This is a genomic window from Kosakonia sp. WA-90 (genome assembly GCF_039871955.1).
Taxonomy (GTDB): Bacteria; Pseudomonadota; Gammaproteobacteria; order Enterobacterales; family Enterobacteriaceae; genus Kosakonia; species Kosakonia oryzendophytica.
On the sequence record NZ_JBDPLJ010000007.1, the window covers coordinates 190,266 to 216,571 of the forward strand.

Consider the following 26,306-nt stretch of genomic DNA (forward strand, 5'->3'; position numbering starts at 1 on the left):
GTTGGTTCCTCATAACCCTGCTTTCAAACTTGCTTCAATGAATTGATCCAGGCTGCCGTCCAGCACCGCCTGCGTGTTACGGGTTTCAACCCCGGTGCGCAGATCTTTGATGCGGGAATCATCCAGGACATAAGAACGGATCTGGCTACCCCAACCGATGTCAGACTTGGTGTCTTCCATCGCTTGTTTCTCAGCATTTTTCTTCTGCATCTCCAGCTCATAAAGCTTCGCTTTCATCTGCTTCATGGCCTGGTCTTTGTTCTTATGCTGGGAACGGTCGTTCTGGCACTGTGTTACCAGCCCGGTCGGAATATGGGTAATACGTACGGCTGATTCAGTACGGTTAACGTGCTGACCGCCCGCGCCGGATGCGCGATATACATCGATACGCAGGTCCGCCGGGTTGATTTCGATATCGATATCGTCTTCCACTTCCGGGTAGACAAACGCGGAGCTGAACGAGGTATGACGACGACCGCCGGAGTCAAACGGGCTTTTACGCACCAGACGATGAACGCCGGTTTCCGTACGCAGCCAGCCGTAAGCGTAATCGCCGATAATCTTGATCGTGACAGATTTAATCCCCGCCACTTCACCTTCAGACTCTTCAATAATTTCGGTCTTGAAGCCACGCGCTTCTGCCCAGCGCAGATACATACGCATCAGCATGCTGGCCCAGTCCTGCGCTTCGGTGCCACCGGAACCCGCCTGAATATCAAGGTAACAATCGGCGCTGTCATACTCGCCGGAGAACATGCGGCGGAACTCCAACTGCGCCAGTTTCTCTTCCAGCCCATCCAGTTCAGCGACAGCTTCGTTGAAGGTCTCTTCATCGTCAGCTTCAACGGCGAGATCCAGCAGCCCGGCAACATCTTCCAGCCCCTGAGTCATCTGATCGAGCGTATCAACAATGGCTTCGAGTGAAGAACGCTCTTTGCCCAGCGCCTGTGCGCGCTCAGGCTCATTCCATACGTCCGGCTGTTCCAGCTCGGCGTTTACTTCTTCCAGACGCTCTTTCTTGGCGTCATAGTCAAAGATACCCCCTAAGAACGTCGGAGCGCTCCGTGAGGTCCTGAATACGATTTTTTACCGGGTTAATTTCAAACATGGTCTGATTTCTTTTAATGGACTTGTCAAAATGCGGTGATAAGGGCGGGAGTTTACCGGATCCACGCCCTTTTTTGTAGCGAATACTGGCGCTAAATTGGCCAGAGGTTTTCGATAATCAGCTGTACGCTACGGTTGCCGCGAAACTCGTTAACATCGAGTTTATAAGCAATATTCACCTGCCGCACACCATTGTCTGGCCAGCAGGTGGTATCCACGTTAAACGCGATACCGTCCAGTAGCGGGCCGCCGCCAACGGGCTCCAGCATCACTTTAAGATGGCGTTCCCCCACCAGACGCTGCTGCAACAGGCGAAACTCACCGTCGAACAGCGGTTCCGGGAACATCTGCCCCCACGGCCCGGCTTCACGCAGCATCTCGGCGATCTCCAGCGTCATCTCCTGCGCCGTTAATGGCCCATCAGAAACGATTTCGCCCTGCAATAACGCCGGATCCAGCCACTCAGTGACCAGATCGCCAAAACGTTGCCGGAACTCGTCAAAGCGCCCTTCCTCCAGGGTTAAACCCGCCGCCATCGCATGGCCGCCGAATTTCAGCATCATCCCGGGGAATAACATATCCAGCCGCTCCAGCGCGTCGCGCATATGCAAGCCCTGAATGGAACGCCCCGACCCTTTCAACACACCGTCACCCGCAGGGGCAAAGGCGATAACCGGGCGGTGAAAACGTTCTTTGATGCGCGACGCAAGAATACCCACAACGCCCTGATGCCACTCAGGATGGTACATCGCCAGGCCACCAGGAAGGGTATCAAGACTGCGTTCGAGTTGTTCGCACAGGGTGAGCGCTTCAGCCTGCATACCCTGTTCAATCTCTTTGCGCGTCTGGTTCAGCGCATCCAAATCGTTGGCAAGCTGGCGCGCCTCACCAAGGTTATCGCACAGCAGCAGTGCCACGCCGACAGACATATCGTCCAGCCGACCGGCCGCATTCAGGCGCGGTCCCAGCGCAAAACCGAGATCGCTGGCCGCCAGTTTTTGCGCATCGCGATTCGCCACTTCCAGCAGCGCTTTGATTCCGGGACGGCAGCGCCCGGCACGAATGCGGCTCAGACCTTGCCAGGTCAGGATGCGGTTATTGGCATCCAGCGGCACCACGTCCGCCACTGTACCTAATGCCACCAGGTCAAGCAGTTCTGCAAGATTTGGCATCGCCAGGCCGCGCGCATCGAACCAACCGTTATCACGCAGGAAACTACGCAACGCCAGCATCAAATAAAACGCCACACCCACACCTGCCAGCGATTTCGACGGGAAATCACAGTCACGCAAGTTAGGGTTCACAATGGCTTCTGCCTCGGGCAAGGTTTCCCCCGGCAAATGGTGATCGGTCACAATCACCGGAATGCCCAGCGCATGCGCCCGTTCAACGCCAGCGTGGGACGAAATACCGTTATCGACGGTCAAAATAAGCTGCGCGCCGCGTGCATGTGCCTGATCGACGACTTCCGGGCTAAGGCCATAACCATCGTCAAAGCGGTTTGGCACGAGGTAGCTGACGTTTTCGCACCCCAGTGAACGCAGCGCCAACACGCTCAGGGCGGTGCTGGTTGCGCCATCAGCGTCAAAATCGCCGACGACAATAATCCGCAGCCCTTCGCGCAATGCGTTGTACAAATGCGTTACTGCATCGTCGATGCCATTTAACTGATGCCACGGCAGCATGCCTTTGACGCTACGCTCCAGTTCGCTGTCATGCCGCACGCCGCGGCTGGCATATAACCGGCGCAGCAGAGGCGGAAGTGAATCCGCCAGTTCCACCGCGTCATCAATTACGCGGCGGCGAAGTTGTATCTGAGCTTTCACGCGAATTATTTACCGCCAGTGGCTTTTTGATGTTGGTCGAGAAACGCTTTCATCTCGGCAGGTGCCTGATACCCCGGCACAACATAGCCATCATTCAGCACTACCGCTGGCGTACCATTCACGCCAAACTGCACGCCCAGCGCGTAGTGATTGGCGATATCCATATCACAACTGGCCGGTTTAACGCCTTTGCCGCTCATGGCATCATCAAAGGCTTTGTTACGATCTTTGGCGCACCAGATCGCTTTCATGTCCTTCTCGGCTTCACTTCCGATCCCCTGGCGCGGAAACGCGAGGTAGCGAACGGTAATGCCTAAAGCGTTGTAGTCAGCCATTTCGCTGTGCAGCTTCTGGCAATAACCGCAGGTGATGTCGGTAAAGACGGTAATTACGTGTTTTTCCTGCGGCGCTTTGTAGACAATCATCTCTTTTGCCAGCGCATTGAGGTGGGGCATCAGCATTTGTGAGGTGACATTCACGGGTTGCGCGCCACTGACGTCGTACATCGGCCCCTGGATAATATGTTTGCCATCTTCGGTAACATACAACACACCGCTACTGGTCAACACGGCTTTCATTCCGGCAACTGGCGCGGGCAGGATTTCAGAGCTCTGTACACCCAGTTTCGCCAGCGACTGTTTGATCGCCGCATCATCCGCATGCGCAACACCAGAAAACGCCGCTGCTAGCAAGGTGAACATGATTAAACCGTTTTTCATAACACATCCTTAGATTGTCAGTATCACGCCCGCGGGTGATGCTGTTGATGAAGCTTACGCAGCCGCTCTGTAGCCACATGCGTATAAATTTGTGTTGTCGACAGATCCTGATGCCCCAGTAACATTTGCACTACACGCAAATCCGCGCCGTGGTTGAGCAGATGCGTGGCAAACGCATGGCGCAACACGTGCGGCGACAGCTTCTCGCTATCAATGCCCGCCAATTGAGCATAGTGCTTGATACGATGCCAGAATGTCTGTCGCGTCATCTGTTGCGCGCGCTGGCTCGGAAACAATACATCTATTGATACGCCGTTAAGCAACCAGGGACGACCATATTCAAGGTAATTTTCCACCCAGTAAACCGCTTCTTCGCCTAACGGCACCAGACGTTCTTTATTGCCTTTACCGATTACCCGCAACACCCCCTGCCTCAGGCTGATGTCGCTCATCGTTAATCCCACCAGTTCAGAAACACGAAGGCCGGTGGCGTAGAGCACTTCAAGCATCGCTTTATCGCGTAACTCCAGCGGTTGGTCAACCACCGGTGACTGCAATAATCGTTCGACCTGCGCTTCGCTTAAATCTTTGGGCAAGCGCAGAGGCAGTTTTGGCGAGGCCAGTAACGCACTGGGGTCGTCGCTGCGAATTTTTTCACGATACAGGTACTGAAAAAAACGCCGCACAGCGCTCAACAAACGTGCCGAACTGGTCGCTTTGTACCCTCCGTCGACGCGCTCCGCCAATATCGCCTGTAAATCCTCGCTTTGCGCCTGTTCGAGGCTGCTTTCCCGATGGTGTAGCCACTCCACGACGCTCTTCAGGTCGCGACGATAAGCGCTGAGGGTATTTTCCGCCAGGTTGTTCTCAAGCCAGAGAGCATCCAGAAACTGCTCAATGCGTGCCAGATCCTGTTCCATCTGCGCCTCCTTCTCTCAATCGCTGCATTATGCCTGATTGCCGTACGATTCTGGTACACTGCTCGCAAAGAGACATCAAGCATTGAGAAGTTTACGTTATGAATATTGGTCTGTTTTACGGTTCCAGCACCTGCTACACCGAAATGGCGGCGGAAAAAATTCGCGATGTTATCGGGCCAGAACTGGTGACGTTGCACAACCTGAAAGACGACGCCCCTGCGCTGATGGAGCAGTATGATGCGTTGATCCTCGGCATTCCCACCTGGGATTTCGGCGAATTGCAGGAAGACTGGGAAGCTATCTGGGATCAGCTTGACGACCTGCATCTCGATGGAAAAATCATCGCGTTGTACGGGATGGGCGACCAGCTCGGCTATGGCGAATGGTTTCTCGACGCACTTGGCATGCTGCATGACAAACTGGCGCCCAAAGGCGTGACATTTATCGGCTACTGGCCAACTGAGGGCTACGAGTTTACCAGCAAGAAACCGGTCATCGCCGATGGCCAACTTTTCGTTGGCCTGGCGCTTGATGAAACCAACCAGTACGATCTGAGCGAAACGCGCATTCAGGCCTGGTGCGAGCAGATCCTGCTGGAAATGGCGGAACGGCTAGCCTGATTACACACCGTCTCGCGCTTAATGCAGCCCCTGCGCCGACTTTTGAGAGAGCATCCGGCGCAGATCGCGCCACTCCTGTGCATCCATGCTGTCCGCCGCCAGCCACAAATGTTGGCGTCGTCCGTCTTCTTCACGGCGTAACCGCAGCATCATACCGCTGCGTAACATCCACGGCGCACCGACAATATTCCACTCAACGCCCTGCCAGCGTAGACGTGACTCCATCAGCAGTTTGATCTCACCATGGCAGGCATTGATGCGACGCTGGCTGCGTACGCTGTCAAAAACCACCAGCGATAGCAATAACAGCCACAATGGCGTATAGCTCAATGGCCATGGCATCAGCAATATCAGCGCCGCCACCAGACCATGGAGCAGTAAAGAGAGCCATTGCGCGCGCCATGAGACGCGTAAATCAGATTGCCACAGGACCACGTTCCCGATTCCGTGTTTGAATTAACTGCACCATTCTCTGCAACCCCGCATCCTGAGGTTTGCCATGATTCATCAGCCAGTTAAATAAGTCCGGGTCATCACTTTCCAGCAGGCGCACAAACAGATGCTTGTCGTCATCGCTCAGCGTGTCGTACTCATGTTCAAAAAAAGGCATGATGGAGATATCGAGTTCGCGCATTCCACGGCGGCACGCCCAGTGGATACGGGCTTTGTTATTAATATCCATGTTCTTCTCCCTGCGTAGGCATAATGGGGCCTATTGTAACGTGTTTTTGTGCTTTCTTTTGCGGATTATTTATCCTTACGAGGACGCTCAGGGAATAAATCGCATGGTCTGCAAAAATTTCATTCCCCTGCGCAGTCGCTCGCAAGGCTTTCACAATGGCACAAAACGCGTGCTTTATCGCTTGCATTGAACAATGGCTCTTTTACCATTAAGCACCAACACAGCGTTAAGCTAATCAGGACATTATTATGGCTTTTACACCATTTCCTCCGCGCCAGCCGACCGCATCCGCACGTCTGCCGCTGACGCTTATGACGCTCGATGACTGGGCACTGGCGACCATCACCGGCGCCGACAGCGAAAAATACCTGCAAGGCCAGGTAACCGCCGATGTCGCGAAAATGCCCCCTGAACAGCATCTGCTGGCGGCGCATTGCGATTCTAAAGGTAAAATGTGGAGCAATATGCGGTTGTTCCACTACCAGGATGGATTTGCCTGGATTTTACGCCGCAGCGTGCGTGAATCGCAGTTGACCGAGCTGAAAAAATACGCCGTCTTTTCAAAAGTCACGATAGCCCCCGATGACGAACATGTGCTACTGGGCGTGGCCGGTTTCCAGGCGCGCGCCGCGCTGACGGATCTGTTTACGACGCTGCCGGATGCGGAAAAACAGGTTGTTCAGGATGGTGCGACCACCCTCCTGTGGTTTGCCCACCCCGCTGAGCGCTTTCTACTGGTGACCGATGTCGCAACCGCCGAACGGGTTACAGAGAAACTGCGCGGCGAAGCACAGTTGAATAACAGCCAACAATGGCTGTCACTGAACATCGAAGCCGGTTTGCCGGTTATTGATACACCGAACAGCGCACAGTTTATCCCGCAGGCGACCAACCTGCAGGCGCTCGGCGGCATCAGCTTTAAAAAAGGTTGCTATACCGGGCAGGAAATGGTGGCTCGTGCGAAATTCCGCGGCGCAAACAAACGCGCGCTGTGGTATCTGGCAGGCAAGGCCAGCCGTGCTCCGGAAGCCGGTGAAGACCTCGAAATGCAGATGGGGGAAAACTGGCGTCGTACTGGTACCGTACTGGCCTCTGTCCAGCTTGATGATGGACGCCTGTTAGTGCAAGTCGTGATGAATAACGATATGGAGCCTGGCAGCGTATTTCGCGTTCGCGACGATGCAAATACCTTAAGCATCGAGCCGCTGCCCTACTCACTATCAGAAGAATAGTTTGATGAAGCCGGGGCTGGCGCAAGCGCCCCCCGGCAAGAAAGGCTAAACCTGTCCGACGTACAGATAGATCGCCAGGAAGTGGCAGACACTGCCACCGAGCACAAAACCGTGCCAGATAGCATGGTTATAAGGAATCCGCTTGCAGACGTAAAATATCACGCCAAGCGAGTATACCAGTCCCCCCACCGCCAGCAGTGTTACGCCGCCAAGCGACAAGCGGGTGGCCAGTTGGTAAATCACAATCAGTGACAGCCAGCCCATCGTCAGATACGTCACCAGCGACAATACCTTAAACCGGTGTGCAATGGTGAGTTTGAACAGGATACCCAACAACGCGAGGCTCCAGATGACAATCATCAGCCCGCGCGCCAACGGCGAATCCAGACCGACCAGCAGAAATGGCGTATAGGTACCGGCAATCAACAAGTAGATCGCACAGTGGTCAAATTTCTTCAGCCATATCTTTGCCCGCTGATGCGGGATCGCATGGTAAAGCGTAGAAGCGAGAAACAGCAAAATCATGCTGCCGCCATAAAGACTGTAACTGGTGATAGCCATCATACTGGCGTTACTGTCCACTGCCTGCACCAGCAGCAGCACCAGACCGACAATACCAAACACCAGCCCGATACCGTGGCTGATGCTGTTGGCAATTTCCTCTGCCAGTGTGTATCCCTGTGCGATTAATGGTTTCTGCGCCATAGCTAACTCCGGGAAGAACGCTTAAAACGTTGCGATCATAGAGTAACTGAGAATGATTCCAGTGCACACCTGTACGCTAAAATAAATATCGTATCTGAATATTTGCCGGCCAAAGGGTGACACGCCGCGCAAAAGTCGGGGCAACACCAGCAGAGTTATGGCAGCATGTGCGCACGCCCAGACCAACCGTGCATAAGATGGGTGACGTTAACAAAAAGTAAAGGATACCGCCGTGACGATGTTTACTCACTCGGCCATCGCCAGCCTCAATAATCTGGAGATGATGGTCTATAACTTTGTCGTCAAGAATCGTGACAAAGTGATGTATATGACAATTCGCGAACTGGCCGACGCGGCGGACGTATCGACAACGACGGTGTTGCGCTTTTGCCGCAAACTCAACTGTGAAGGATATTCTGAGTTCCGGGTGCGTTTTAAATTATATCTGGAACAAAATGAACCCCAGCAACCTAATTTTGGCGCCAGCGAAATTATCAGCTTTTTTAAAGGGGTAAATAACGAAGAGTTTGATAAATTACTCGATAGTGCTGTCGATGTCATATTATCCTCTGAGCGCATTATATTTGTCGGCGCGGGAACATCAGGCGCATTAGCAAAATATGGCGCACGGTTCTTTTCTAATGTCGGGAAATTCAGTAACCATATCGATGACCCTTATTTCCCGGTAACGAATGATATGGCGAAAAACGCGCTGGCAATTGTACTCTCCGTCTCCGGTGAGACAGAAGAGATCCTCCGTTTTGCCAGCCAGTTCAGTCTGCATCACTGTAAAGTGCTCTCTGTCACCAGCCACGAGCATTCACGACTGGCGAAACTGGCGGACTTTAATATCTCCTGGCATATTCCACAGACCCGCATTACCGGCGGCTACGATATTACGACGCAAATCCCGGTCATTTATATTCTGGAGACGCTGGGAAGAAAACTGGCGAAAAGAATAGCATAAAAAAACAGGTTGTTTTTTTGATGTAACAAATTACTGGCCAGGTAATTTGTTATATCGTGACATTTAATTCCCCTTTGTTAGACTCGTTACCAGCAAATATGACGAGAAAAGCAAAGATGAAAAAATTAACCTTACCGAAAGACTTTTTATGGGGCGGCGCCGTCGCTGCACACCAGGTTGAAGGCGGCTGGAATAAGGGCGGTAAAGGCCCCAGCATCTGCGACGTGCTGACCGGCGGCGCACACGGCGTACCACGCGAAATCACCCAGCACGTTGAGCCGGGTAAATACTACCCCAACCATGAAGCCATCGACTTTCACGGCCATTACAAAGAAGACATCAAGTTGTTTGCGGAAATGGGCTTCAAATGTTTCCGCACCTCCATCGCCTGGACGCGTATTTTCCCGAAAGGCGACGAACAGCAACCGAATGAGGAAGGGTTAGCGTTCTACGATGACATGTTCGATGAACTGCTGAAATATAACATCGAACCGGTAATTACCTTGTCGCACTTCGAAATGCCGCTGCATCTGGTGCAGGAATACGGCGGCTGGACGAACCGTAACGTGGTCGACTTCTTCGTACGCTTTGCGGAAGTGGTCTTTGAGCGCTACAAAAGCAAGGTCAAATACTGGATGACCTTCAACGAAATCAACAACCAGCGCAACTGGCGCGCGCCACTGTTCGGTTACTGCTGCTCTGGCGTGGTCTACACCGATCATGAAAACCCCGAAGAAACCATGTATCAGGTACTGCACCACCAGTTCGTGGCCAGCGCCATGGCAGTTAAGATTGGTCATCGCATTAACCCCGCCATGAAAATTGGCTGCATGCTGGCAATGGTGCCGCTGTATCCATTCTCCTGTAAGCCAGAAGATGTGATGTATGCGCAGGAATCAATGCGTGAACGCTATGTCTTTACCGACGTTCAATTACGAGGTTACTACCCGTCGTATGTGCTGAATGAATGGGAACGTCGCGGTTTCACGATCAAAATGGAAGCAGGTGATGAAGCCATCCTGCGTGAAGGCTGCTGCGATTACCTTGGTTTTAGCTACTACATGACCAACGCCGTAAAAGCGGAAGGCGGTTCCGGTGATGCACTGTCTGGTTTCCAGGGCAGTGTTCCCAACCCACATGTGAAAGCATCTGACTGGGGTTGGCAGATTGATCCGGTAGGGTTGCGTTATGCGCTGTGCGAACTTTACGAGCGCTACCAGAAGCCGCTGTTTATCGTCGAAAACGGTTTTGGTGCGTACGATAAAGTCGAAGACGACGGCAGTATTAACGACGATTACCGTATCGACTATCTGCGCGCACACGTCAAAGAGATGGTGGAAGCGGTGACTTACGACGGCGTCGACCTGATGGGTTATACCCCGTGGGGATGCATCGACTGTGTGTCGTTCACAACGGGTCAGTACAGCAAACGTTACGGCTTCATTTACGTGAACAAGCATGATGATGGCACAGGCGATATGTCACGCTCGCGGAAGAAGAGTTTTAACTGGTACAAAGCGGTGATTGCCAGCAACGGCGAAAACCTCTGAGTCAGTTTTCCCCTCACCCTGCCCCTCTCCCCTCAGGGGAGAGGGAATGTACCGGTGACAGAGGATATTTCCTTACCCGGCCTCATACCCTGGCGAAGAGAGGGAACAGGTCTGCGGAAGATGACCGTGTTTTCCCCCTCTCCCTGGCCCTCTCCCCACAGGGGAGAGGGAATGTACCGGTGACAGAGGATATTTCCTTACCCGGTCTCATACCCTGGCGAAGAGAGGGAACAGGTCTGCGGAAGATGACCGTGGTTTTCCCCTCACCCAGGCCCTCTCCCCTCGGGGGAGAGGGAATGTATCGGTGACAGAGGATATTTCCTTACCCGGTCTCATACCCTGGCGAAGAGAGGGAACAGGTCTGCGGAAGATGACCGTGGTTTTCCCCCTCTCCCTTCCAGGGAGAGGGCCGGGGTGAGGGTCTTTACCGCCCCCCAGCCAAATCTAAAAAACTCCCCGTCACATACGACGCTTTATCACTAAGTAACCAGGCAATCCCCTGCGCAACCTCCTCGGGTTGTCCGCCACGTTGCATCGGTATCACACTGCTTACGCGATCAACACGCCCCGGCTCACCGCCGCTGGCATGCATGTCGGTATAGATAAAACCTGGGCGAACACAGTTGACCCGGATCCCGCAGGCCGCTACCTCCAACGCTAACCCGATCGTCAGCGTATCAACCGCGCCTTTCGAGGCAGCATAATCAACATATTCGCCAGGGGAACCGGTTCGCGCCGCAGCCGATGAAACATTCACAATCGCGCCCCCCTGCCCACCATACTGCCAAGACATGCGTTTTACGGCTTCGCGGCAACACAGAAAATAACCGGTCACGTTGGTGCTTAGCACCTGGTTGATACGTTCAGCGGTCAGGTGCTCCAGCCGGCTTTGCCGAAACAAGATCCCGGCATTATTTACCAGCGCCACCAGCGGTTCCGCTTCATGGTCGATACGGGTAAACAGAGCGTCTACCTGCGCTTCATCGCTGACATCCGCCTGCACCGCAAAAGCGTTACCGCCCTGTGCGATGATGTATGCCACCACCTCGTCAGCCGCCTGGGCATTATGCTGATAATTCACCGCCACGTTGTACCCTTCCTGCGCCAGCAGCAGTGCAGTCGCCCGTCCAATCCCCCGGCTGGCACCGGTGACTAACGCTATCGCCATTATCCTCTCCCATAATAAAAGGGCGCCGAAGCGCCCTTAAAAGATAGCCTTATTCCCACACTACTGATATTCGCTTACCGGTACGCAGGAGCAGAACAGGTTACGGTCACCGTAAACATCATCCAGACGTTTTACCGTTGGCCAGTATTTATTGACCACACCCGCCGGGAATACTGCTAACTCGCGGCTGTAACCGTGGTTCCATTCAGCAACCAGTTCATTTTGCGTGTGTGGCGCATTCACCAGTGGGTTATCTTCCAGTGGCCATTCACCTTGTTTCACGCGATCGATCTCGCCACGTATCGCCAGCATCGCGTCAATAAAGCGATCCAGTTCGACCTTGCTTTCTGATTCAGTCGGTTCGACCATCAGCGTTCCGGCAACCGGGAACGACATGGTTGGCGCATGGAAACCATAGTCAATCAGACGCTTAGCAATATCCAGCTCACTGATGCCGGTCTCTTCTTTCAGCGGACGGATATCGAGAATACATTCGTGCGCCACGCGACCATCGCGGCCGGTATACAGCACCGGAAACGCCCCTTTCAGACGGCTGGCAATATAGTTGGCATTGAGGATCGCGACCTGGCTGGCCTGTTTCAACCCTTCAGCGCCCATCATGCGGATATACATCCAACTGATAGGCAGAATCGACGCGCTGCCGAAAGGCGCAGCGGACACCGCGCCCTGACGGGTCAGCATCCCGTCGATTTGCACCACGCTGTGGCCCGGCACGAACGGTGCCAAATGCGCTTTCACACCAATTGGCCCCATGCCCGGGCCGCCGCCGCCATGCGGGATGCAGAATGTTTTATGCAGGTTAAGGTGCGATACATCCGCGCCAATAAAGCCCGGCGAGGTAATACCAACCTGGGCGTTCATGTTCGCGCCATCCAGGTAAACCTGGCCACCGAACTGATGCACCACGTTACAGACTTCACGAATCGTCTCTTCATAAACACCGTGAGTAGACGGGTAAGTCACCATGATGCAGGAGAGATTATCGCCCGCCTGTTCGGCTTTCGCGCGCAAGTCAGCAAGGTCGATATTGCCGTTTTTATCACACGCGACCACCACCACCTGCATACCGGCCATCTGTGCGGATGCCGGGTTGGTTCCGTGAGCGGAGCTTGGGATCAGGCAGATATCGCGGTGCCCCTGGTTGCGGCTTTCATGATAATGGCGGATAGCCAGCAAACCTGCGTATTCGCCCTGCGCGCCGGAGTTCGGCTGCATACAGAGCGCATCATAACCGGTCAGTTTAACCAGCCAGTCAGAGAGCTGAGCGATCATCTGATGGTAACCCTCCGCCTGCTCCGGCGGGCAGAACGGGTGCAGCTCCGCAAATTCCGGCCAGGTGATGGGGATCATTTCCGCTGCGGCGTTCAGCTTCATGGTACAGGATCCCAGCGGGATCATTGCCTGGTTCAGCGCCAGATCTTTACGCTCCAGCGAGTGCATATAACGCATCATTTCAGTTTCGCTGTGGTAGCGATTAAAGACCGGATGCGTCAGGAAAGCATCGTCACGCAGCATACTTTGCGGAACAGAACGGCTGTCGAGCGCCACGTCCTGGTCCAGCGTGTCGATATCCAGGCCATGATTATCCCCCAGCAGCACCGTAAATAGCGCCAACACATCTTCACGGGAGGTGGTTTCATCCAGCGTAATACCCACGGCGTTGAGGATATCGCTGCGCAGGTTAATTTCCTGCGCTTCAGCGCGGGCCAGCACGGCGGCTTTATCCGCCACATCCACACACAGCGTGTCGAAGTAGTGCGCATGACGCAGTTTCAGACCTTTACGCTGCAAACCCGCCGCCAGGATATCGGTCAGGCGGTGAATACGCCCGGCGATGCGTTTCAGCCCTACCGGACCGTGGAAAACCGCGTACAGACTGGCGATATTGGCCAGCAGAACCTGCGAAGTACAAATGTTGGAGTTCGCTTTCTCACGGCGGATATGCTGTTCACGCGTCTGCATCGCCATGCGCAGCGCGGTATTACCGGCGGCATCTTTAGATACGCCGATAATACGGCCAGGCATAGAGCGCTTGAATTCGTCTTTTGCGGCAAAGAAAGCCGCATGCGGGCCACCGTAGCCCATCGGCACGCCAAAGCGTTGCGCGGAGCCAAATACAATATCAGCTCCCTGCTTACCTGGCGCAGTCAAATATACCAACGTCATCAGGTCGGCAGCGACGCTGACGATAATTTTGCGGTTTTTCAGTTCGGTAATAAGCGCGCTGTAATCGTGTACTTCACCGGTGGTGCCCACCTGCTGGAGCAGCACGCCGAACACATCCTGGTGATCCAATACTTTGTCGGCGGCATCCACAATCACGTCAAACCCGAAGGTTCCGGCACGGGTACGGACCACATCCAGCGTTTGCGGATGAACATCGTCCGCAACAAAGAAGCGATTCGCCCCTTTCAGTTTGCTGACGCGCTTCGCCATCGCCATCGCTTCAGCCGCCGCAGTGGCTTCATCCAGCAATGACGCAGAAGCCATATCCAGCCCGGTCAAATCCAGCGTCACCTGCTGGAAATTGAGCAGTGCTTCCAGACGACCCTGTGACACTTCCGGCTGGTAAGGGGTGTAGGCGGTGTACCAGCCCGGATTTTCCAGCATATTGCGCAGAATAACCGGCGGTAGCTGCACGGCGGTGTAGCCCATGCCAATGTAAGACTTAAAGCGCTTGTTACGTCCGGCAATCGCTTTCAGTTCGGCCAGGGCCGCGAATTCGGTGGTTGGCTCTCCAACCTGCGGCGGAGTGGCAAGCTGGATGTCTTTTGGCACGATCTGGCCGATCAGTGCATTTAATGAATCCGCGCCAACAGTATTCAGCATCTCCAGCTGTTGCTGAGCATCCGGCCCAATGTGACGTTCAATGAAAGCGCCACGGTTTTCAAGCTGGCTTAAAGTCTGTGTCATGAGCGATGGTTCCTGAAACGTGCAGTGAATCGTGTTTGGACATTATCTGAATACGCTAAATCATTCATTCGCGTTGCAGGAGGGCGGTAACATAGCCACTCCCCAGACGCTTACATCAGCAGGTGACCGGGGTGGGCGAGGAGGTTACCGCGTTTGCAACGCGAAGAATGACGCGTATTTATTCGTCTTCTAGCAGCGCCGCGTAAGCCGTGGCATCCAGCAGCGCAGCCACTTCCGCTTCGTCACTGGCTTTGATTTTGAAGATCCAGCCTTCACCGTAGGGCTCGCTGTTAACCAGTTCAGGCGCGTCATTCAGCGCGTCGTTCACCGCGACAACTTCACCGCCGATAGGCGCATAAATGTCCGACGCGGCTTTTACCGACTCCGCCACGGCGCAATCGTCACCCGCAGCAACGGTTGTCCCCACGTCTGGCAGGTCAACAAACACCATATCGCCCAGCAGTTCCTGCGCGTGTTCGGTGATACCAACGGTGTAGGTACCGTCCGCCTCTTTGCGCAGCCACTCGTGTTCTTTACTGTATTTCAGATCGCCAGGTACATTGCTCATCTCAATCTCTCCAGATAAAAAAAGGTTACGCGACGGCTTTGCCAGCACGCACAAAAATCGGTTTGGTCACTTTGACCGGCATTTCACGGTTGCGGATTTGCACCACTGCTGTTTCGCCAATACCAGCAGGAACGCGCGCCAGTGCAATACTGTAGCCAAGTGTCGGTGAGAAGGTTCCGCTGGTGATCACGCCTTCTTGCACATTGCCCTGGCTATCGGTGAAGCGTACCGGCAGTTCGTTGCGCAGCACACCTTTCTCGGTCATCACTAACCCAACCAGTTGCTCAGTGCCTTTTTCCCGCTGTACTTCCAGCGCTTCACGACCGATAAAATTGCGATCCTGCGGCTCCCAGGCAATGGTCCAGCCCATATTGGCCGCCAGCGGAGAAACGCTTTCATCCATTTCCTGACCATACAGGTTCATGCCGGCTTCCAGACGCAGCGTATCGCGCGCACCAAGGCCACAAGGTTTAACACCCGCGCCCAGCAATGCCTGCCAGAAGTCAGCCGCACGTTCATTCGGCAGCGCAATTTCATAGCCCGCTTCACCGGTATAACCGGTGGTCGCGATAAAAAGTCCATCAACATCAACGCCAAAGAAAGGTTTCATCCCGTCAACCGCGCTGCGCTGTGCATCGCTGAATAATGACGCGGCTTTCGCCTGCGCGTTCGGCCCCTGTACGGCGATCAGCGACAAATCATCACGCACGGTGAGTTCAATGGCGAAGGGTTCAGCGTGTTGGGCAATCCAGGAGAGGTCTTTTTCGCGGGTGGCGGAGTTAACAACGAGGCGGAAGAAATCTTCAGTGAAGTAATAAACGATCAGGTCATCAATGACACCGCCCGAGGCGTTTAGCATGCCGGTGTAAAGCGCTTTACCGGGCTTCGTGAGTTTCGCGACATCGTTAGCCAGTAAGTAGCGTAAAAACTCGCGGGTGCGTGCACCTTTGAGATCAACGATGGTCATATGCGACACATCAAACATACCAGCGTCGGTGCGCACTGCATGATGTTCATCAATCTGCGAGCCGTAATGCAACGGCATCATCCAGCCATGGAAGTCCACCATGCGGGCACCGCACAGTGTGTGTTGTTCATACAAAGGGGTCTGCTGAGCCATCTTTTCCTCGTCGAATAAGCTGAGCCATCACGCTCGCCGGTGGCGTTTAATCACGCCGCCAAAAGCCGGGTTCACGACCTGTTGCAGGCCGCGACGCAAACGTTCTCTTTCGCCTGAACTTATCACCGAAAGCGGCGCTTAACCATAAGGTAAAATGGGCCATCACATTAGCTTATGACCTGTTTAGCTAAAAAACGGATCAGATGATTACACTGGATGAATGGCGCAATTAGTGCACAAACCATTACAAAAAGGGGAATGCCAGGGTCATTTCCAGCATTTCACTCCGCAAAAAAGCGAATTTTGCCGCATGAGAAAAAACATGACATGAGAAAATCTAATCTGAAAAAAGCGGTGAAATTAGATTATTTCAAATGAGAAGTGCGAGCCCTTCCCGTTACCGGGAAGGGAAAATGTGATGGGGTTAACGTAACCACTCAGGGAGATCGTTCAGGCCTAACGCCTGACGCAGTAACTGACTTTTCACACCGGGGAGCGTATCGGCCAGTTTCAGGCCAATATCACGCAGCAATTTTTTCGCCGGGTTGGCACCGGCAAACAATTCGCGAAATCCCTGCATACCGGCCAGCATCAGTGCCGCACTGTGTTTGCGGCTGCGCTCATAGCGACGCAGATAAAGGTGCTGGCCAATATCTTTGCCCTCGGTGCGTAAACGACGCAGTTCGGCAATTAACTCCGCCGCATCCATAAAGCCAAGGTTTACGCCCTGCCCGGCCAACGGATGGATGGTGTGCGCGGCATCGCCCACCAGCGCCAGCCGATGCGCGGCAAACTGACGTGCATAACGCCCGGTCAACGGGTAAACCTGGCGCTCGCTTTCCACATGGCAAAGCCCAAGGCGGTTATCAAACGCCATACACAGCGCCTGGTTAAACGCCTCATCGCTTGCCTGCTGCATGGCCTTTGCCTGCTCCGGAGGCAACGACCAGACAATTGAGCAGAGATGCGGGTCGCTAAGCGGCAGGAAGGCGAGAATACCATCGTGATGAAATACCTGGCGCGCCACCGCCTGATGGGGCTCTTCCGTGCGGATAGTCGCCACTAAAGCATGATGGTGATAATCCCAGAACGTCAGTGGAATATCGGCTTTGTTACGCAGCCAGGAGTTAGCGCCATCGGCACCGATCACCAGCCGCGCAGTCAGCATCGTGCCATCTTTTAACGTAAGAAAGGCCTCATTTTCGCCCCACGCAACTTGTTGCAGCTCCGCCGGGGCAAGCGTTGTCACATCCGGGCATTGCTGTGCTTTATCCCACAACGCCTGATGGATCACCGCATTTTCAATAATGTAGCCAAGGTGATCGTACCCCATTTTCTGGTCATCAAAAGCAATACGCCCGAAGCTGTCTTTATCCCACACTTCCATGCCGTGATAGCAACCCGCGCGACGGGCAATAATGTTTGACCACACGCCCAGATGACTCAACAGTTTTTCGCTGGCAGCGTTGATCGCTGAAACGCGTAACGCAGGGGGCGCATCGTCAGCCAGCGGCGCAGGAAGCTGCTGCTCAAGCACCGCCACACGCAATCCGCTACCTTGTAACCCGCACGCCAGCGCCAGCCCCACCATACCGCCGCCGACAATCGCAACATCAACACTCTGCACTCTAACGCTCCTTTGATCCTTAACGCGCAACCCAACCAAGGGTTCGCTGCGCCAGCGCATCGCGCGCCGGGGTGAATAGATCCATCGCCATAAGCCCGATATTGCGCCCAACAACCAGCGGAGCCCAATGGTTCGCAAACAGATGCACCAGCCCGTCGGTCACCCCAATGGTCGATTTTTTATCCGCATAACGACGATCGCGATAGCGGGTCAGCACCGGGAACTCCCCCACATCCTGCTGCGCGCCTGCGGCCTGCGCCAGCGTTTCCGCCAGCGTCATTACATCGCGCATGCCAAGGTTAAAACCCTGCCCGGCAATCGGGTGCAATGTTTGCGCCGCATTACCCACCAACACGGCACGATGAGAAATGGTCGAGGATGCACAGTTCAACGCCAGGGGATAAACGGTGCGTTTGCCGGTCTGCGTAATGCGCCCGAGCCGCCAGCCGAACGCTTTTTGTAGCTCATGACAGAAACGTTCATCAGACCAGGCGGCCACGGTTTGCTGTTTTTCCAGCGGGTGGCACCACACCAATGAACAACGCCCCTGCGACATCGGTAACATGGCCAGCGGGCCATGTTCGGTAAAACGTTCGAATGCGCGTCCCTGATGTGGCACCGAAGTCGTCACATTTGCAATCACCGCGACCTGATGATAAGGCGATTGCTGCTGACTGATGCCCAACTGCTCACCCACGGCGGAGCGGGAACCATCTGCCGCCACCAGCAATTTACCGATAATTGACTCGCCATTATCCAGCGTCACACAGACCTGCCGGGCATCACGGATAAACTGGCGAACGCTCGCCGGACAATGCACAGTAACGCCCGGGGCTTTTTGCAGCAGGCTAAACAGCCGCTGACCGACATCATGCAGCTCTACCACCTGACCGAGTGCATCAAGACGATACGCCTGCGCATCCAGGGTAACGAAACCGGCATGCCCGCGATCGCTGACGTGAACCGTCGAAATCGGTGTCGCGCAGGAGGCTATCGCCTGCCAGATCCCAACACGGGCCAGTTGCTGGCAGGTTCCCGCCGCCAGTGCAATTGCGCGAGCATCGAACCCCGGGTGGTTGCCCGCCCCCGGCGCAGTGGCTTCCACCAGATGAACGGGCAGTTGACCTGAGGTTAAATGTGAAATGGCCAGTGCCAGCGTTGCTCCCGCCATGCCGCCGCCAATAATAATCACGCTCATGATCGGCGCGCCGCCGCCATCAGCGCCTCAATCTCATCCGCCGTTTTCACCACGCTGGCGGTCAGATTTTCGTTGCCGCTTTCTGTGATCACAATGTCATCTTCGATACGAATACCAATCCCGCGGTACTGTTCCGGTACATCGGCGTCCGGTGCGATATACAGTCCGGGCTCAACGGTCAGCACCATACCTGGGGCCAGTTTGCGGGAGCGATCCTGGCCATAAACACCCACGTCATGCACATCAAGCCCCAGCCAATGGCTTAGCCCATGCATAAAGAACGGACGGTGGGCGTTATTCGCCACCAGTTCTTCCACATCGCCTTTAAGAATACCGAGCTTCAGCAGGCCGCTAATCATGATACGCACCACTTCACCGGTCACTTCCTGAATCGAGGTATCCGGGCGGAACAGCTCAAGGGAGCGCGTCAGCGATGCAAGGACAATGTCATAAATTTCGCGCTGCGCCGGGCTGAATTTGCCATTCACCGGGAACGTGCGGGTAATATCTCCGGCATAGCCCATATATTCGCAGCCTGCGTCAATCAGCACCAAATCCCCGTCGCGCATCTGACTTTCATTTTCGGTGTAGTGCAGAATGCAGCCGTTGACGCCGGAGCCGACAATGGTGTTGTAAGAGGGGAAACGCGCGCCATGGCGGTTAAATTCATGATGAATCTCGCCCTCAAGCTGGTATTCGAACATGCCCGGACGGCAAACCTGCATCGCACGTGTGTGCGCCAGTGCGGAGATCTCCCCGGCGCGACGCATCACTTCAATCTCTTCGGCGGACTTGAACAGACGCATTTCATGCACGATCGGGCGCCAGTCGGTCAACGTGGCGGGAGCCTTCAGGTTTTGCCTCGAACCTTTGCGCAGCTTATCCAGCGCAGTAAACAGGACCTTATCGGCATACTCAAATTCGCCCTGAGCGTGATATACCGCATCAAGGCCGTTGAGCAGTTGATAAAGATGTTCGTTGATATCCGGGAACGCCAGCGCACGATCAACGCTCAGTTTTTCCGGCGCGGCGTCCTGCCCAAGACGTCGACCAAACCAGATCTCAGCGGTTTTATCCCGTATGCGGTTAAACAGGACGCTGTGGTTGTGGGTGTCATCGCTCTTTATCAGCACCAGTACCGCTTCAGGCTCGTTAAAGCCGGTGAAGTACCAGAAGTCGCTGTTCTGGCGATAAGGATACTCGCTGTCCGCGCTGCGGGTTGCTTCCGGCGCAGCGAAAATCAGCGCGGCGCTTCCAGGCACCATCTGCGCCAGTAATGCCTGGCGACGACGGAGAAACTCAAGCTGTGTCATGACACCTACTCCCTGCAAGGCGAATTAATGTAATGTCGGCTTCCGCACTTCGGGTGCGGTCGGCTGTGGGCGCGTAAAGGTGTCGTGGCACAGCAGTGCCGCGACACGCACGTATTCGATGATCTCTTCGAGCGACATCTCCAGCTCTTCCTGATCTTCTTCTTCGTCATAGCCCAACTGCGCGATATTACGCAGATCGTCAATTGCTTCACCGGTTTCGCCGGTGACTTTATCAAGTTTGGGTTGCGTAACCCCCAGCCCCAGCAGGAAATGGTTCACCCAGCCTGCCAGCGCATCCGCGCGATCAAACACGCTGACATCATCACCCTCAGGCAGATAGAGCTGGAAAAGGAAACCGTCGTCTTCCAGTGAGTCACTGGTGCCGGCGTGCATGGCGCGCAGTGCCTGCGCCAGCTCGTGACCGAACGCCAGTCCGTCATTCGTCAAGTCATGCAGCAGCGGCAGCCAGGAGCTGTCATTATTGCCACCGCAGAGCATCCCCGCGATAAGACCGTGCATTTCAGCAGGAAGTAATCCCACGCCCTGTTGGTTGAGTAGCTGGCCTACTTCGTTGTAACCAGGTATTTCGTTCTGTATAGACATGCGCATTCGTCGTCGTTGGGGGGAATATTCATGATATGCTACCACTTTGGCCCCTGGTGATATACCCGTGATGCTTCACGTTCCATGCCTTTGCATGCACGCTGAATCATTAAGGTATAGACGCAAAAAACTTGAAAGCACGCGCCAGGCTAGCTTATAGTGTCGCCCCTTCGCAGCCCAGGGCTCGAATGCGAAGGCAGAGCGCAGTCAAACAGCAGGAAGGTGGCATGTCTGCACAACCCGTCGATATCCAAATTTTTGGCCGTTCACTGCGAGTGAACTGCCCGCCTGAGCAGAGGGATGCTCTCAATCAGGCTGCGGAGGATCTGAATCAGCGGTTGCAAGATCTGAAAGTTCGCACTAGAGTCACCAATACTGAGCAGTTGGTGTTTATCGCCGCGCTGAACATCAGCTATGAGCTGACTCAGGAAAAGGCAAAAACCCGTGAGTATGCCGCCAACATGGAGCAGCGTATTCGGATGTTACAGCAGACCATCGAACAGGCATTGCTTGATCAGGGTCGCATAACAGAAAGACCGGGGCCAAAGTTTGAATAACACTTCAGGGTCAGTTGTGGTAGAGTGACCTTGAAGAAAAAATTTCTCTGAGATGTTCGCAAGCGGGCCAGTCCCCTGAGCCGATATTTCATACCACAAGAATGTGGCGATCCATGGTTGGTGAGCATGCTCGGTTCGTCCGAGAAGCCTTAAAATCATGACGACACATTCACCTTGAACCAAGGGTTCAAGGGTTACAGCCTGCGGCGGCATCTCGGAGATTCCCTTCTTTTACTTACTACCATGACGCAACTTCCTGATTTTCCTTCATCACGACAAGAAATCCGCAAACTGATTCGCCAGCGCCGCCGGGAACTGACCCCTGAGCAACAAGCACATTTTGCACAGCAAGCGGCCGCTCGTATGATGGCGTACCCGTCGGTGGTGATGGCGCATACCGTCGCGCTGTTTCTCTCGTTCGATGGTGAGCTCGATACCCAACCGCTCATTGAACAGCTCTGGCGCAGCGGCAAACGTGTTTACCTGCCAGTATTGCATCCGTTTAGCCCGGGTAATCTGCTTTTTCTGCACTATCATCCCCATAGCGAACTGGTGGTCAACCGCCTGAAAATCCAGGAGCCGAAACTGGACGTCCGCGATGTGCTGCCGCTTCATCAGCTTGATGTTCTGATCACTCCGCTGGTGGCCTTTGATGAACACGGACAACGTCTGGGAATGGGTGGCGGTTTTTACGACAGAACTCTGCAAAACTGGCGCGAGTACGGTCTGCAACCTATCGGCTACGCCCACGACTGCCAGGGCGTCAACACGCTGCCGGTCGAAGAGTGGGATATCCCGCTGCCTGCGGTGATCACGCCGTCAAAAATCTGGGAATGGTAACAGCCTTCCTCCCCCGACCTGGGAGAGGAAGACGCGAGGTTTATCAGAACAGCAGACGGGAACGAATGGTGCCAGGAATGGCTTTCATACTCTGCAGCGCTTTCTGCGCCACATCCTCATCGGCTTCAATATCCACCACCACATAGCCCATATACGGCGTTGTTTGCAGATACTGTGCAGCAATGTTGATGTTCTGGCTGGCAAAAATCTGGTTCAGCGCAGTCAGCACACCCGGGCGGTTTTCGTGGATGTGCAGCAGACGACGACCGCCATGCAACGGCAGAGAAACTTCCGGGAAGTTAACCGCAGACAGCGTTGAGCCGTTGTCCGAGTATTTGATCAGTTTACCGGCGACTTCTAACCCGATGTTTTCCTGCGCTTCCTGCGTGGAGCCGCCAATGTGCGGGGTTAGCAGTACGTTATCGAATTCGCACAGCGGGGAGTCGAAGGGGTCGCTGTTGGTTGCTGGCTCTGTGGGGAACACGTCGATAGCCGCGCCCGCCAGATGTTTGCGTTTCAGCGCATCGCACAGCGCCGGAATATCCACCACCGTACCGCGTGCGGCGTTAATCAGCAGCGCGCCAGGTTTCATCAGCGCCAGTTCTTCCACGCCAATCATATCTTTGGTGGAGTTGTTTTCCGGCACGTGCAGGCTCACTACATCGCTCATGTTCAGCAAATCGGAAAGGTGCTGAACCTGTGTGGCGTTACCGAGCGGCAGTTTGTTTTCAATATCGTAGAAGTAAACATGCATACCCAGCGATTCTGCGAGAATACCGAGCTGCGTACCAATGTGACCATAACCGATGATGCCCAGTTTTTTACCGCGCGCTTCATAGGAGCCCACAGCCAGCTTGTTCCAGATACCGCGATGGGCTTTGGCGTTCGCTTCCGGGATCCCGCGCATCAGCAGCAGCAGTTCGCCAATCACCAGTTCCGCAACGGAACGCGTGTTGGAAAACGGCGCGTTAAACACCGGGATGCCGCGCTTCGCAGCCGCGTCGAGGTTAACCTGGTTGGTGCCGATACAGAAACACCCAATCGCCACCAGTTTTTCAGCGGCAGCAATGACATCTTCAGTCAGTTGAGTACGGGATCGCAGGCCAATAAAGTGAGCATCACGAATGGATTCTTTCAGTTGTTCGCTGTCCAGCGCGCCCTTATGAAATTCGATGTTGGTATAACCTGCCGCACGAAGGCTATCCAGCGCCTTCTGATGAACCCCTTCAACCAGCAGGAATTTAATCTTGTCTTTCTCCAGTGATACCTTTGCCATTTACCCGACCCTGTTTTTGTCTTGACTGTGATGTTGTGCAGATCGCAATCCGCTTCAGTCAACATATCAAAAAAAACTATTGCGGCAATATGAACGTTTGCGTCGGCTATCTGAAGAAATGTCATACAGCGGGAATTGGCAGATAAAAATGCTGGAAAAATGGACAACACTGGCAGGGATCGTAGAAATAGCAGAAAAACGTGACAGATATCACCAAATATGCCGCTCGCAGATTTTTTAGAGGGAGGCAGGCGCCTCCCTGTCAGATCATTTTACGATGGTTTTCACGCCATCGGCAGTGCCGATCAACGCCACATCCGCGCCACGGTTAGCGAATAACCCTACGGTAACTACGCCCGGGATACCATTAATGCTGTTTTCCAGCGCGATCGGGTCGATAATCTCCAGCCCGTACACATCAAGGATCACGTTGCCATTATCCGTCACCACATTCTGGCGATATTCCGGGCGTCCGCCCAGTTTCACCAGTTCACGGGCAACCGCGCTGCGCGCCATTGGGATCACTTCCACCGGCAGCGGAAATTTCCCCAGGATATCGACCTGCTTAGACGCATCAGCGATGCAGATAAACTTATCGGCGACCGACGCAATGATTTTCTCACGCGTTAGCGCCGCGCCGCCGCCTTTGATCATCTGCATCTGACCATTAATTTCGTCTGCACCATCAACGTAGATGCCTAACCGATCCACCTCATTGAGATCGAACACGGTAATCCCGAGGCCTTTCAACTTCTCGGTTGAAGCGTCCGAACTGGAGACTGCGCCTTCAATCTGGCCTTTCATCGTGCCTAATGCGTCAATAAAGTGTGCGGCAGTGGAGCCTGTGCCTACGCCCACAATGGTGCCGGGTTCAACATACTTAAGCGCTGCCCAGCCCACTGCTTTTTTGAGTTCATCCTGCGTCATGGTCGTTCACCTGTGGTGTGAAATTTCAGGCGCATTATAGACCAGCCTCCCCCTAAATGTCCCTGTGACCAGCGTCACATTACGCGACTGCCAATTTCGTCTGTATCTCCTAAAAATTTATGTCATAGTGCTGGGTAATCATTTTCAGGAGACAGTGCGAACAATGAAACGTCCGGACTACAGAACACTACAAGCGCTTGATGCGGTCATTCGTGAACGCGGGTTTGAGCGCGCCGCACAAAAGCTGTGTATTACCCAGTCCGCCGTATCGCAGCGCATTAAACAACTCGAAAATATGTTCGGCCAACCACTGCTGGTGCGCACGGTACCACCGCGTCCAACGGAACAGGGGCAAAAACTGCTGGCGTTGCTGCGCCAGGTGGAATTGCTGGAAGAAGAGTGGCTGGGAGATGAGCAAACCGGCTCTACGCCGCTGCTGCTGTCGCTGGCAGTCAACGCCGACAGTCTGGCGACCTGGCTGCTGCCTGCGCTGGCGCCCGTGCTGGTGGACTCCCCCATTCGTCTGAATCTGCAGGTTGAAGATGAAACCCGCACCCAGGAACGCCTGCGTCGTGGCGAGGTGGTAGGTGCGGTGAGTATTCAGCCGCAAGCGCTGCCCAGTTGTCTGGTTGATCAACTTGGCGCGCTGGATTACCTGTTCGTCGGCTCAAAAGAGTTTGCTGCGCGCTATTTCCCCAACGGGGTCACGCGCTCTGCGTTACTGAAAGCGCCTGCGGTTGCCTTTGACCATCTGGATGACATGCATCAGGCGTTTTTACAGCAGTACTTCGATCTGCCGCCGGGCAGCGTCCCATGCCATATCGTTAACTCCTCCGAAGCCTTTGTGCAACTGGCGCGCCAGGGCACCACCTGCTGTATGATCCCACACCTGCAGATTGAAAGAGAATTGAACAGCGGTGAGTTAATTGACCTGACGCCGGGACTGCTGCAACGCCGCATGCTCTACTGGCATCGCTTTGCGCCGGAAAGCCGGATGATGCGCAACGTAACCGATGCGCTGCTGGAATACGGACATAAAGTATTAAGGCAGGATTGATTTGCCCCTCACCCTCACGGGTGAGGGAAACGATCACTTCGCAGCAGGAGTCTGCTGCTGGCCCTGAACGGGCTCCAACTGGAACACCACATCAACCTGATCGTCAAACTGGATAGTCGGCTGTTCGTAAGTTTCCTGCGCTGAAGCTGGCGCTGCTGCCTCGGCTTTCATCATGCGAACCATCGGGCTCGGCTGATAGTTAGAAACATGGTAACGAATGCTGTAGACGGGACCGAGTTTGGCATGGAAGCCGTCGGCCAGTTGCTGTGCCTGGCGGGTGGCATCATCAATTGCGGCTTTACGGGCTTTATCTTTAAAGGATTGCGGTTGCGCAACCCCCAACGAGACGGAACGGATTTCGTTCAGACCCGCCTTCAGTGCGCCATCCAGCAGCGAATTGAGTTTATCCAGCTCGCGCAGCGTCACTTCAACGGTGCGTACTGCACGGTAGCCTTTGAGGATGCTTTTGCCGTTCTGGTAGTCATAATCGGGCTGAGTGCGTAAGTTCGCGGCATTAATGTCTTTACGGGCAATGCCATTTTGCTCAAGGAAGCTAAGATATTGCGCAACACGGTCATCGGCCTGTTTTTTGGCTGAGGCTGCATCTTTAGCGGCGACATTCACCTCAATCGCCAGGGTGGCGATGTCCGGTGTCGCATCCACGCTCGCCGTCCCTGAGGTGACAATATGCGGACCATCAGGCAATTCACTCGCCTGCACCGCCATCGCACTGAAACCCACCATCGCCGCCAGGGCCATCACTTTAAATTTCACAGTTGCTCCTCCATGG

At 54.5% G+C, this 26,306-nt stretch carries 25 protein-coding genes and 1 other RNA gene; 8 read left to right on the plus strand and 18 right to left on the minus strand.

Going from position 1 to position 26,306, the window contains the following annotated elements:
* Window positions 1-9: 9 nt before the first annotated feature.
* From prfB to xerD, 4 genes are all read right to left on the minus strand, one after another.
* Window positions 10-1,108 (minus strand): peptide chain release factor 2 gene (gene prfB, locus ABGA49_RS13955; protein ID WP_134318702.1). Its coding sequence is split into 2 segments (ribosomal slippage): window positions 10-1,032 and window positions 1,034-1,108, totalling 1,098 coding nucleotides; the frame shifts between segments, so codons are not numbered across the junction.
* A gap of 91 nt (window positions 1,109-1,199) precedes the next feature.
* Complete coding sequence (recJ, locus tag ABGA49_RS13960; protein ID WP_061493254.1) at window positions 1,200-2,933, minus strand: single-stranded-DNA-specific exonuclease RecJ; 1,734 nt, start codon at window positions 2,931-2,933, stop codon at window positions 1,200-1,202.
* Window positions 2,934-2,938: 5 nt separating this feature from the next.
* Window positions 2,939-3,652 (minus strand): bifunctional protein-disulfide isomerase/oxidoreductase DsbC, encoded by a 714-nt coding sequence (gene dsbC, locus ABGA49_RS13965; protein WP_061493253.1) that lies wholly within the window; start codon window positions 3,650-3,652, stop codon window positions 2,939-2,941.
* A 23-nt stretch (window positions 3,653-3,675) separates the two neighbouring features.
* Window positions 3,676-4,572 (minus strand): site-specific tyrosine recombinase XerD, encoded by an 897-nt coding sequence (gene xerD, locus ABGA49_RS13970; RefSeq protein ID WP_347665692.1) that lies wholly within the window; start codon window positions 4,570-4,572, stop codon window positions 3,676-3,678.
* Window positions 4,573-4,670: 98 nt separating this feature from the next.
* Between xerD and fldB the strand changes: the two genes are divergently transcribed.
* Window positions 4,671-5,192 carry a flavodoxin FldB gene (gene fldB / locus ABGA49_RS13975; RefSeq protein ID WP_347665693.1) on the plus strand — a complete coding sequence of 174 codons (522 nt, stop codon included), beginning with the start codon at window positions 4,671-4,673 and terminating at the stop codon, window positions 5,190-5,192.
* 18 nt (window positions 5,193-5,210) lie between these two features.
* Here fldB and ABGA49_RS13980 read toward each other — a convergent pair whose 3' ends face one another.
* Together ABGA49_RS13980 and sdhE are read right to left on the minus strand one after the other, a co-directional pair.
* Window positions 5,211-5,627, minus strand: coding sequence for a protein YgfX (locus tag ABGA49_RS13980; RefSeq protein WP_061493250.1), 417 nt, complete (start codon window positions 5,625-5,627; stop codon window positions 5,211-5,213).
* Window positions 5,608-5,874: an FAD assembly factor SdhE gene (gene sdhE / locus ABGA49_RS13985; protein ID WP_061493249.1), complete on the minus strand. Its 267-nt coding sequence runs from the start codon at window positions 5,872-5,874 to the stop codon at window positions 5,608-5,610. Before sdhE ends, ABGA49_RS13980 begins: the two co-directional genes overlap by 20 nt.
* Before the next feature lie 248 nt (window positions 5,875-6,122).
* On the opposite strand from sdhE, the gene ygfZ reads away from it, so the two are divergent.
* Entirely contained in the window at window positions 6,123-7,106 is a 984-nt protein-coding gene (gene ygfZ, locus ABGA49_RS13990) for a tRNA-modifying protein YgfZ (RefSeq protein WP_061493247.1), read from the plus strand.
* 45 nt (window positions 7,107-7,151) lie between these two features.
* Here the strand turns inward: ygfZ and ABGA49_RS13995 are convergent, their stop codons facing one another.
* The gene (locus ABGA49_RS13995) at window positions 7,152-7,811 is read right to left on the minus strand and encodes a hemolysin III family protein (RefSeq protein WP_061493246.1); all 660 of its coding nucleotides are present in this window, start codon (window positions 7,809-7,811) and stop codon (window positions 7,152-7,154) included.
* 238 nt (window positions 7,812-8,049) lie between these two features.
* Between ABGA49_RS13995 and ABGA49_RS14000 the strand changes: the two genes are divergently transcribed.
* Complete coding sequence (locus ABGA49_RS14000; RefSeq protein ID WP_061493245.1) at window positions 8,050-8,778, plus strand: MurR/RpiR family transcriptional regulator; 729 nt, start codon at window positions 8,050-8,052, stop codon at window positions 8,776-8,778.
* Between the two features lie 116 nt (window positions 8,779-8,894).
* Window positions 8,895-10,328: a 6-phospho-beta-glucosidase gene (locus tag ABGA49_RS14005; RefSeq protein ID WP_088237747.1), complete on the plus strand. Its 1,434-nt coding sequence runs from the start codon at window positions 8,895-8,897 to the stop codon at window positions 10,326-10,328.
* A gap of 424 nt (window positions 10,329-10,752) precedes the next feature.
* On the opposite strand, the gene ABGA49_RS14010 is transcribed toward ABGA49_RS14005, so the two are convergent.
* The 8 genes from ABGA49_RS14010 to ABGA49_RS14045 form a co-directional block, all read right to left on the minus strand.
* The gene (locus ABGA49_RS14010) at window positions 10,753-11,496 is read right to left on the minus strand and encodes an SDR family oxidoreductase (RefSeq protein WP_347665694.1); all 744 of its coding nucleotides are present in this window, start codon (window positions 11,494-11,496) and stop codon (window positions 10,753-10,755) included.
* Window positions 11,497-11,556: 60 nt separating this feature from the next.
* The gene (gene gcvP / locus ABGA49_RS14015; RefSeq protein ID WP_088237745.1) at window positions 11,557-14,430 is read right to left on the minus strand and encodes an aminomethyl-transferring glycine dehydrogenase; all 2,874 of its coding nucleotides are present in this window, start codon (window positions 14,428-14,430) and stop codon (window positions 11,557-11,559) included.
* Between the two features lie 178 nt (window positions 14,431-14,608).
* Window positions 14,609-14,998, minus strand: coding sequence for a glycine cleavage system protein GcvH (gcvH, locus tag ABGA49_RS14020; RefSeq protein WP_061493241.1), 390 nt, complete (start codon window positions 14,996-14,998; stop codon window positions 14,609-14,611).
* A gap of 25 nt (window positions 14,999-15,023) precedes the next feature.
* Window positions 15,024-16,118 carry a glycine cleavage system aminomethyltransferase GcvT gene (gene gcvT / locus ABGA49_RS14025; protein WP_347665695.1) on the minus strand — a complete coding sequence of 365 codons (1,095 nt, stop codon included), beginning with the start codon at window positions 16,116-16,118 and terminating at the stop codon, window positions 15,024-15,026.
* Between the two features lie 424 nt (window positions 16,119-16,542).
* Window positions 16,543-17,745, minus strand: a complete 1,203-nt coding sequence (ubiI, locus tag ABGA49_RS14030; RefSeq protein ID WP_061493239.1) for an FAD-dependent 2-octaprenylphenol hydroxylase — start codon at window positions 17,743-17,745, stop codon at window positions 16,543-16,545.
* A 19-nt stretch (window positions 17,746-17,764) separates the two neighbouring features.
* The gene (ubiH, locus tag ABGA49_RS14035; RefSeq protein WP_134318696.1) at window positions 17,765-18,943 is read right to left on the minus strand and encodes a 2-octaprenyl-6-methoxyphenyl hydroxylase; all 1,179 of its coding nucleotides are present in this window, start codon (window positions 18,941-18,943) and stop codon (window positions 17,765-17,767) included.
* A complete protein-coding gene (gene pepP, locus ABGA49_RS14040) occupies window positions 18,940-20,256 on the minus strand; it encodes a Xaa-Pro aminopeptidase (protein ID WP_061493237.1) in 1,317 nt (438 codons plus the stop codon). Before pepP ends, ubiH begins: the two co-directional genes overlap by 4 nt.
* A gap of 24 nt (window positions 20,257-20,280) precedes the next feature.
* The gene (locus ABGA49_RS14045) at window positions 20,281-20,859 is read right to left on the minus strand and encodes a YecA family protein (protein WP_088237846.1); all 579 of its coding nucleotides are present in this window, start codon (window positions 20,857-20,859) and stop codon (window positions 20,281-20,283) included.
* A 227-nt stretch (window positions 20,860-21,086) separates the two neighbouring features.
* On the opposite strand from ABGA49_RS14045, the gene zapA reads away from it, so the two are divergent.
* The 3 genes from zapA (at window position 21,087) to ABGA49_RS14060 (ending at window position 22,256) form a co-directional block, all read left to right on the plus strand.
* Window positions 21,087-21,416: a cell division protein ZapA gene (zapA, locus tag ABGA49_RS14050; RefSeq protein ID WP_061493235.1), complete on the plus strand. Its 330-nt coding sequence runs from the start codon at window positions 21,087-21,089 to the stop codon at window positions 21,414-21,416.
* 41 nt (window positions 21,417-21,457) lie between these two features.
* A non-coding RNA gene (ssrS, locus tag ABGA49_RS14055) (6S RNA) lies at window positions 21,458-21,641 on the plus strand.
* 18 nt (window positions 21,642-21,659) lie between these two features.
* On the plus strand, window positions 21,660-22,256 hold the full coding sequence (locus ABGA49_RS14060; RefSeq protein WP_088237741.1) for a 5-formyltetrahydrofolate cyclo-ligase: 597 nt from the start codon (window positions 21,660-21,662) through the stop codon (window positions 22,254-22,256).
* Window positions 22,257-22,299: 43 nt separating this feature from the next.
* Here the strand turns inward: ABGA49_RS14060 and serA are convergent, their stop codons facing one another.
* Complete coding sequence (gene serA, locus ABGA49_RS14065; protein ID WP_061493233.1) at window positions 22,300-23,532, minus strand: phosphoglycerate dehydrogenase; 1,233 nt, start codon at window positions 23,530-23,532, stop codon at window positions 22,300-22,302.
* Between the two features lie 267 nt (window positions 23,533-23,799).
* A complete protein-coding gene (gene rpiA / locus ABGA49_RS14070; protein ID WP_061493232.1) occupies window positions 23,800-24,459 on the minus strand; it encodes a ribose-5-phosphate isomerase RpiA in 660 nt (219 codons plus the stop codon).
* A gap of 163 nt (window positions 24,460-24,622) precedes the next feature.
* Between rpiA and argP the strand changes: the two genes are divergently transcribed.
* Complete coding sequence (argP, locus tag ABGA49_RS14075) at window positions 24,623-25,516, plus strand: DNA-binding transcriptional regulator ArgP (protein WP_061493231.1); 894 nt, start codon at window positions 24,623-24,625, stop codon at window positions 25,514-25,516.
* 33 nt (window positions 25,517-25,549) lie between these two features.
* Here the strand turns inward: argP and ABGA49_RS14080 are convergent, their stop codons facing one another.
* Window positions 25,550-26,290, minus strand: a complete 741-nt coding sequence (locus tag ABGA49_RS14080) for an oxidative stress defense protein (RefSeq protein WP_061493230.1) — start codon at window positions 26,288-26,290, stop codon at window positions 25,550-25,552.
* Between the last annotated feature and the right edge of the window lie 16 nt (window positions 26,291-26,306).

Bases quoted from the DNA above. Each gene is read 5' to 3' on its own strand.
- ABGA49_RS14005 (WP_088237747.1), top strand. From the start codon at position 8,895: ATGAAAAAATTAACCTTACCGAAAGACTTTTTATGGGGCGGCGCCGTC.
- sdhE (WP_061493249.1), bottom strand. From the start codon at position 5,874: ATGGATATTAATAACAAAGCCCGTATCCACTGGGCGTGCCGCCGTGGA.
- ABGA49_RS14000 (WP_061493245.1), top strand. From the start codon at position 8,050: ATGTTTACTCACTCGGCCATCGCCAGCCTCAATAATCTGGAGATGATG.
- ubiH (WP_134318696.1), bottom strand. From the start codon at position 18,943: ATGAGCGTGATTATTATTGGCGGCGGCATGGCGGGAGCAACGCTGGCA.
- gcvP (WP_088237745.1), bottom strand. From the start codon at position 14,430: ATGACACAGACTTTAAGCCAGCTTGAAAACCGTGGCGCTTTCATTGAA.
- fldB (WP_347665693.1), top strand. From the start codon at position 4,671: ATGAATATTGGTCTGTTTTACGGTTCCAGCACCTGCTACACCGAAATG.
- argP (WP_061493231.1), top strand. From the start codon at position 24,623: ATGAAACGTCCGGACTACAGAACACTACAAGCGCTTGATGCGGTCATT.
- xerD (WP_347665692.1), bottom strand. From the start codon at position 4,572: ATGGAACAGGATCTGGCACGCATTGAGCAGTTTCTGGATGCTCTCTGG.
- ygfZ (WP_061493247.1), top strand. From the start codon at position 6,123: ATGGCTTTTACACCATTTCCTCCGCGCCAGCCGACCGCATCCGCACGT.
- ABGA49_RS14060 (WP_088237741.1), top strand. From the start codon at position 21,660: ATGACGCAACTTCCTGATTTTCCTTCATCACGACAAGAAATCCGCAAA.
- rpiA (WP_061493232.1), bottom strand. From the start codon at position 24,459: ATGACGCAGGATGAACTCAAAAAAGCAGTGGGCTGGGCAGCGCTTAAG.
- gcvT (WP_347665695.1), bottom strand. From the start codon at position 16,118: ATGGCTCAGCAGACCCCTTTGTATGAACAACACACACTGTGCGGTGCC.
- pepP (WP_061493237.1), bottom strand. From the start codon at position 20,256: ATGACACAGCTTGAGTTTCTCCGTCGTCGCCAGGCATTACTGGCGCAG.
- ABGA49_RS13995 (WP_061493246.1), bottom strand. From the start codon at position 7,811: ATGGCGCAGAAACCATTAATCGCACAGGGATACACACTGGCAGAGGAA.
- gcvH (WP_061493241.1), bottom strand. From the start codon at position 14,998: ATGAGCAATGTACCTGGCGATCTGAAATACAGTAAAGAACACGAGTGG.
- serA (WP_061493233.1), bottom strand. From the start codon at position 23,532: ATGGCAAAGGTATCACTGGAGAAAGACAAGATTAAATTCCTGCTGGTT.
- ABGA49_RS14045 (WP_088237846.1), bottom strand. From the start codon at position 20,859: ATGTCTATACAGAACGAAATACCTGGTTACAACGAAGTAGGCCAGCTA.
- ABGA49_RS14010 (WP_347665694.1), bottom strand. From the start codon at position 11,496: ATGGCGATAGCGTTAGTCACCGGTGCCAGCCGGGGGATTGGACGGGCG.
- zapA (WP_061493235.1), top strand. From the start codon at position 21,087: ATGTCTGCACAACCCGTCGATATCCAAATTTTTGGCCGTTCACTGCGA.
- dsbC (WP_061493253.1), bottom strand. From the start codon at position 3,652: ATGAAAAACGGTTTAATCATGTTCACCTTGCTAGCAGCGGCGTTTTCT.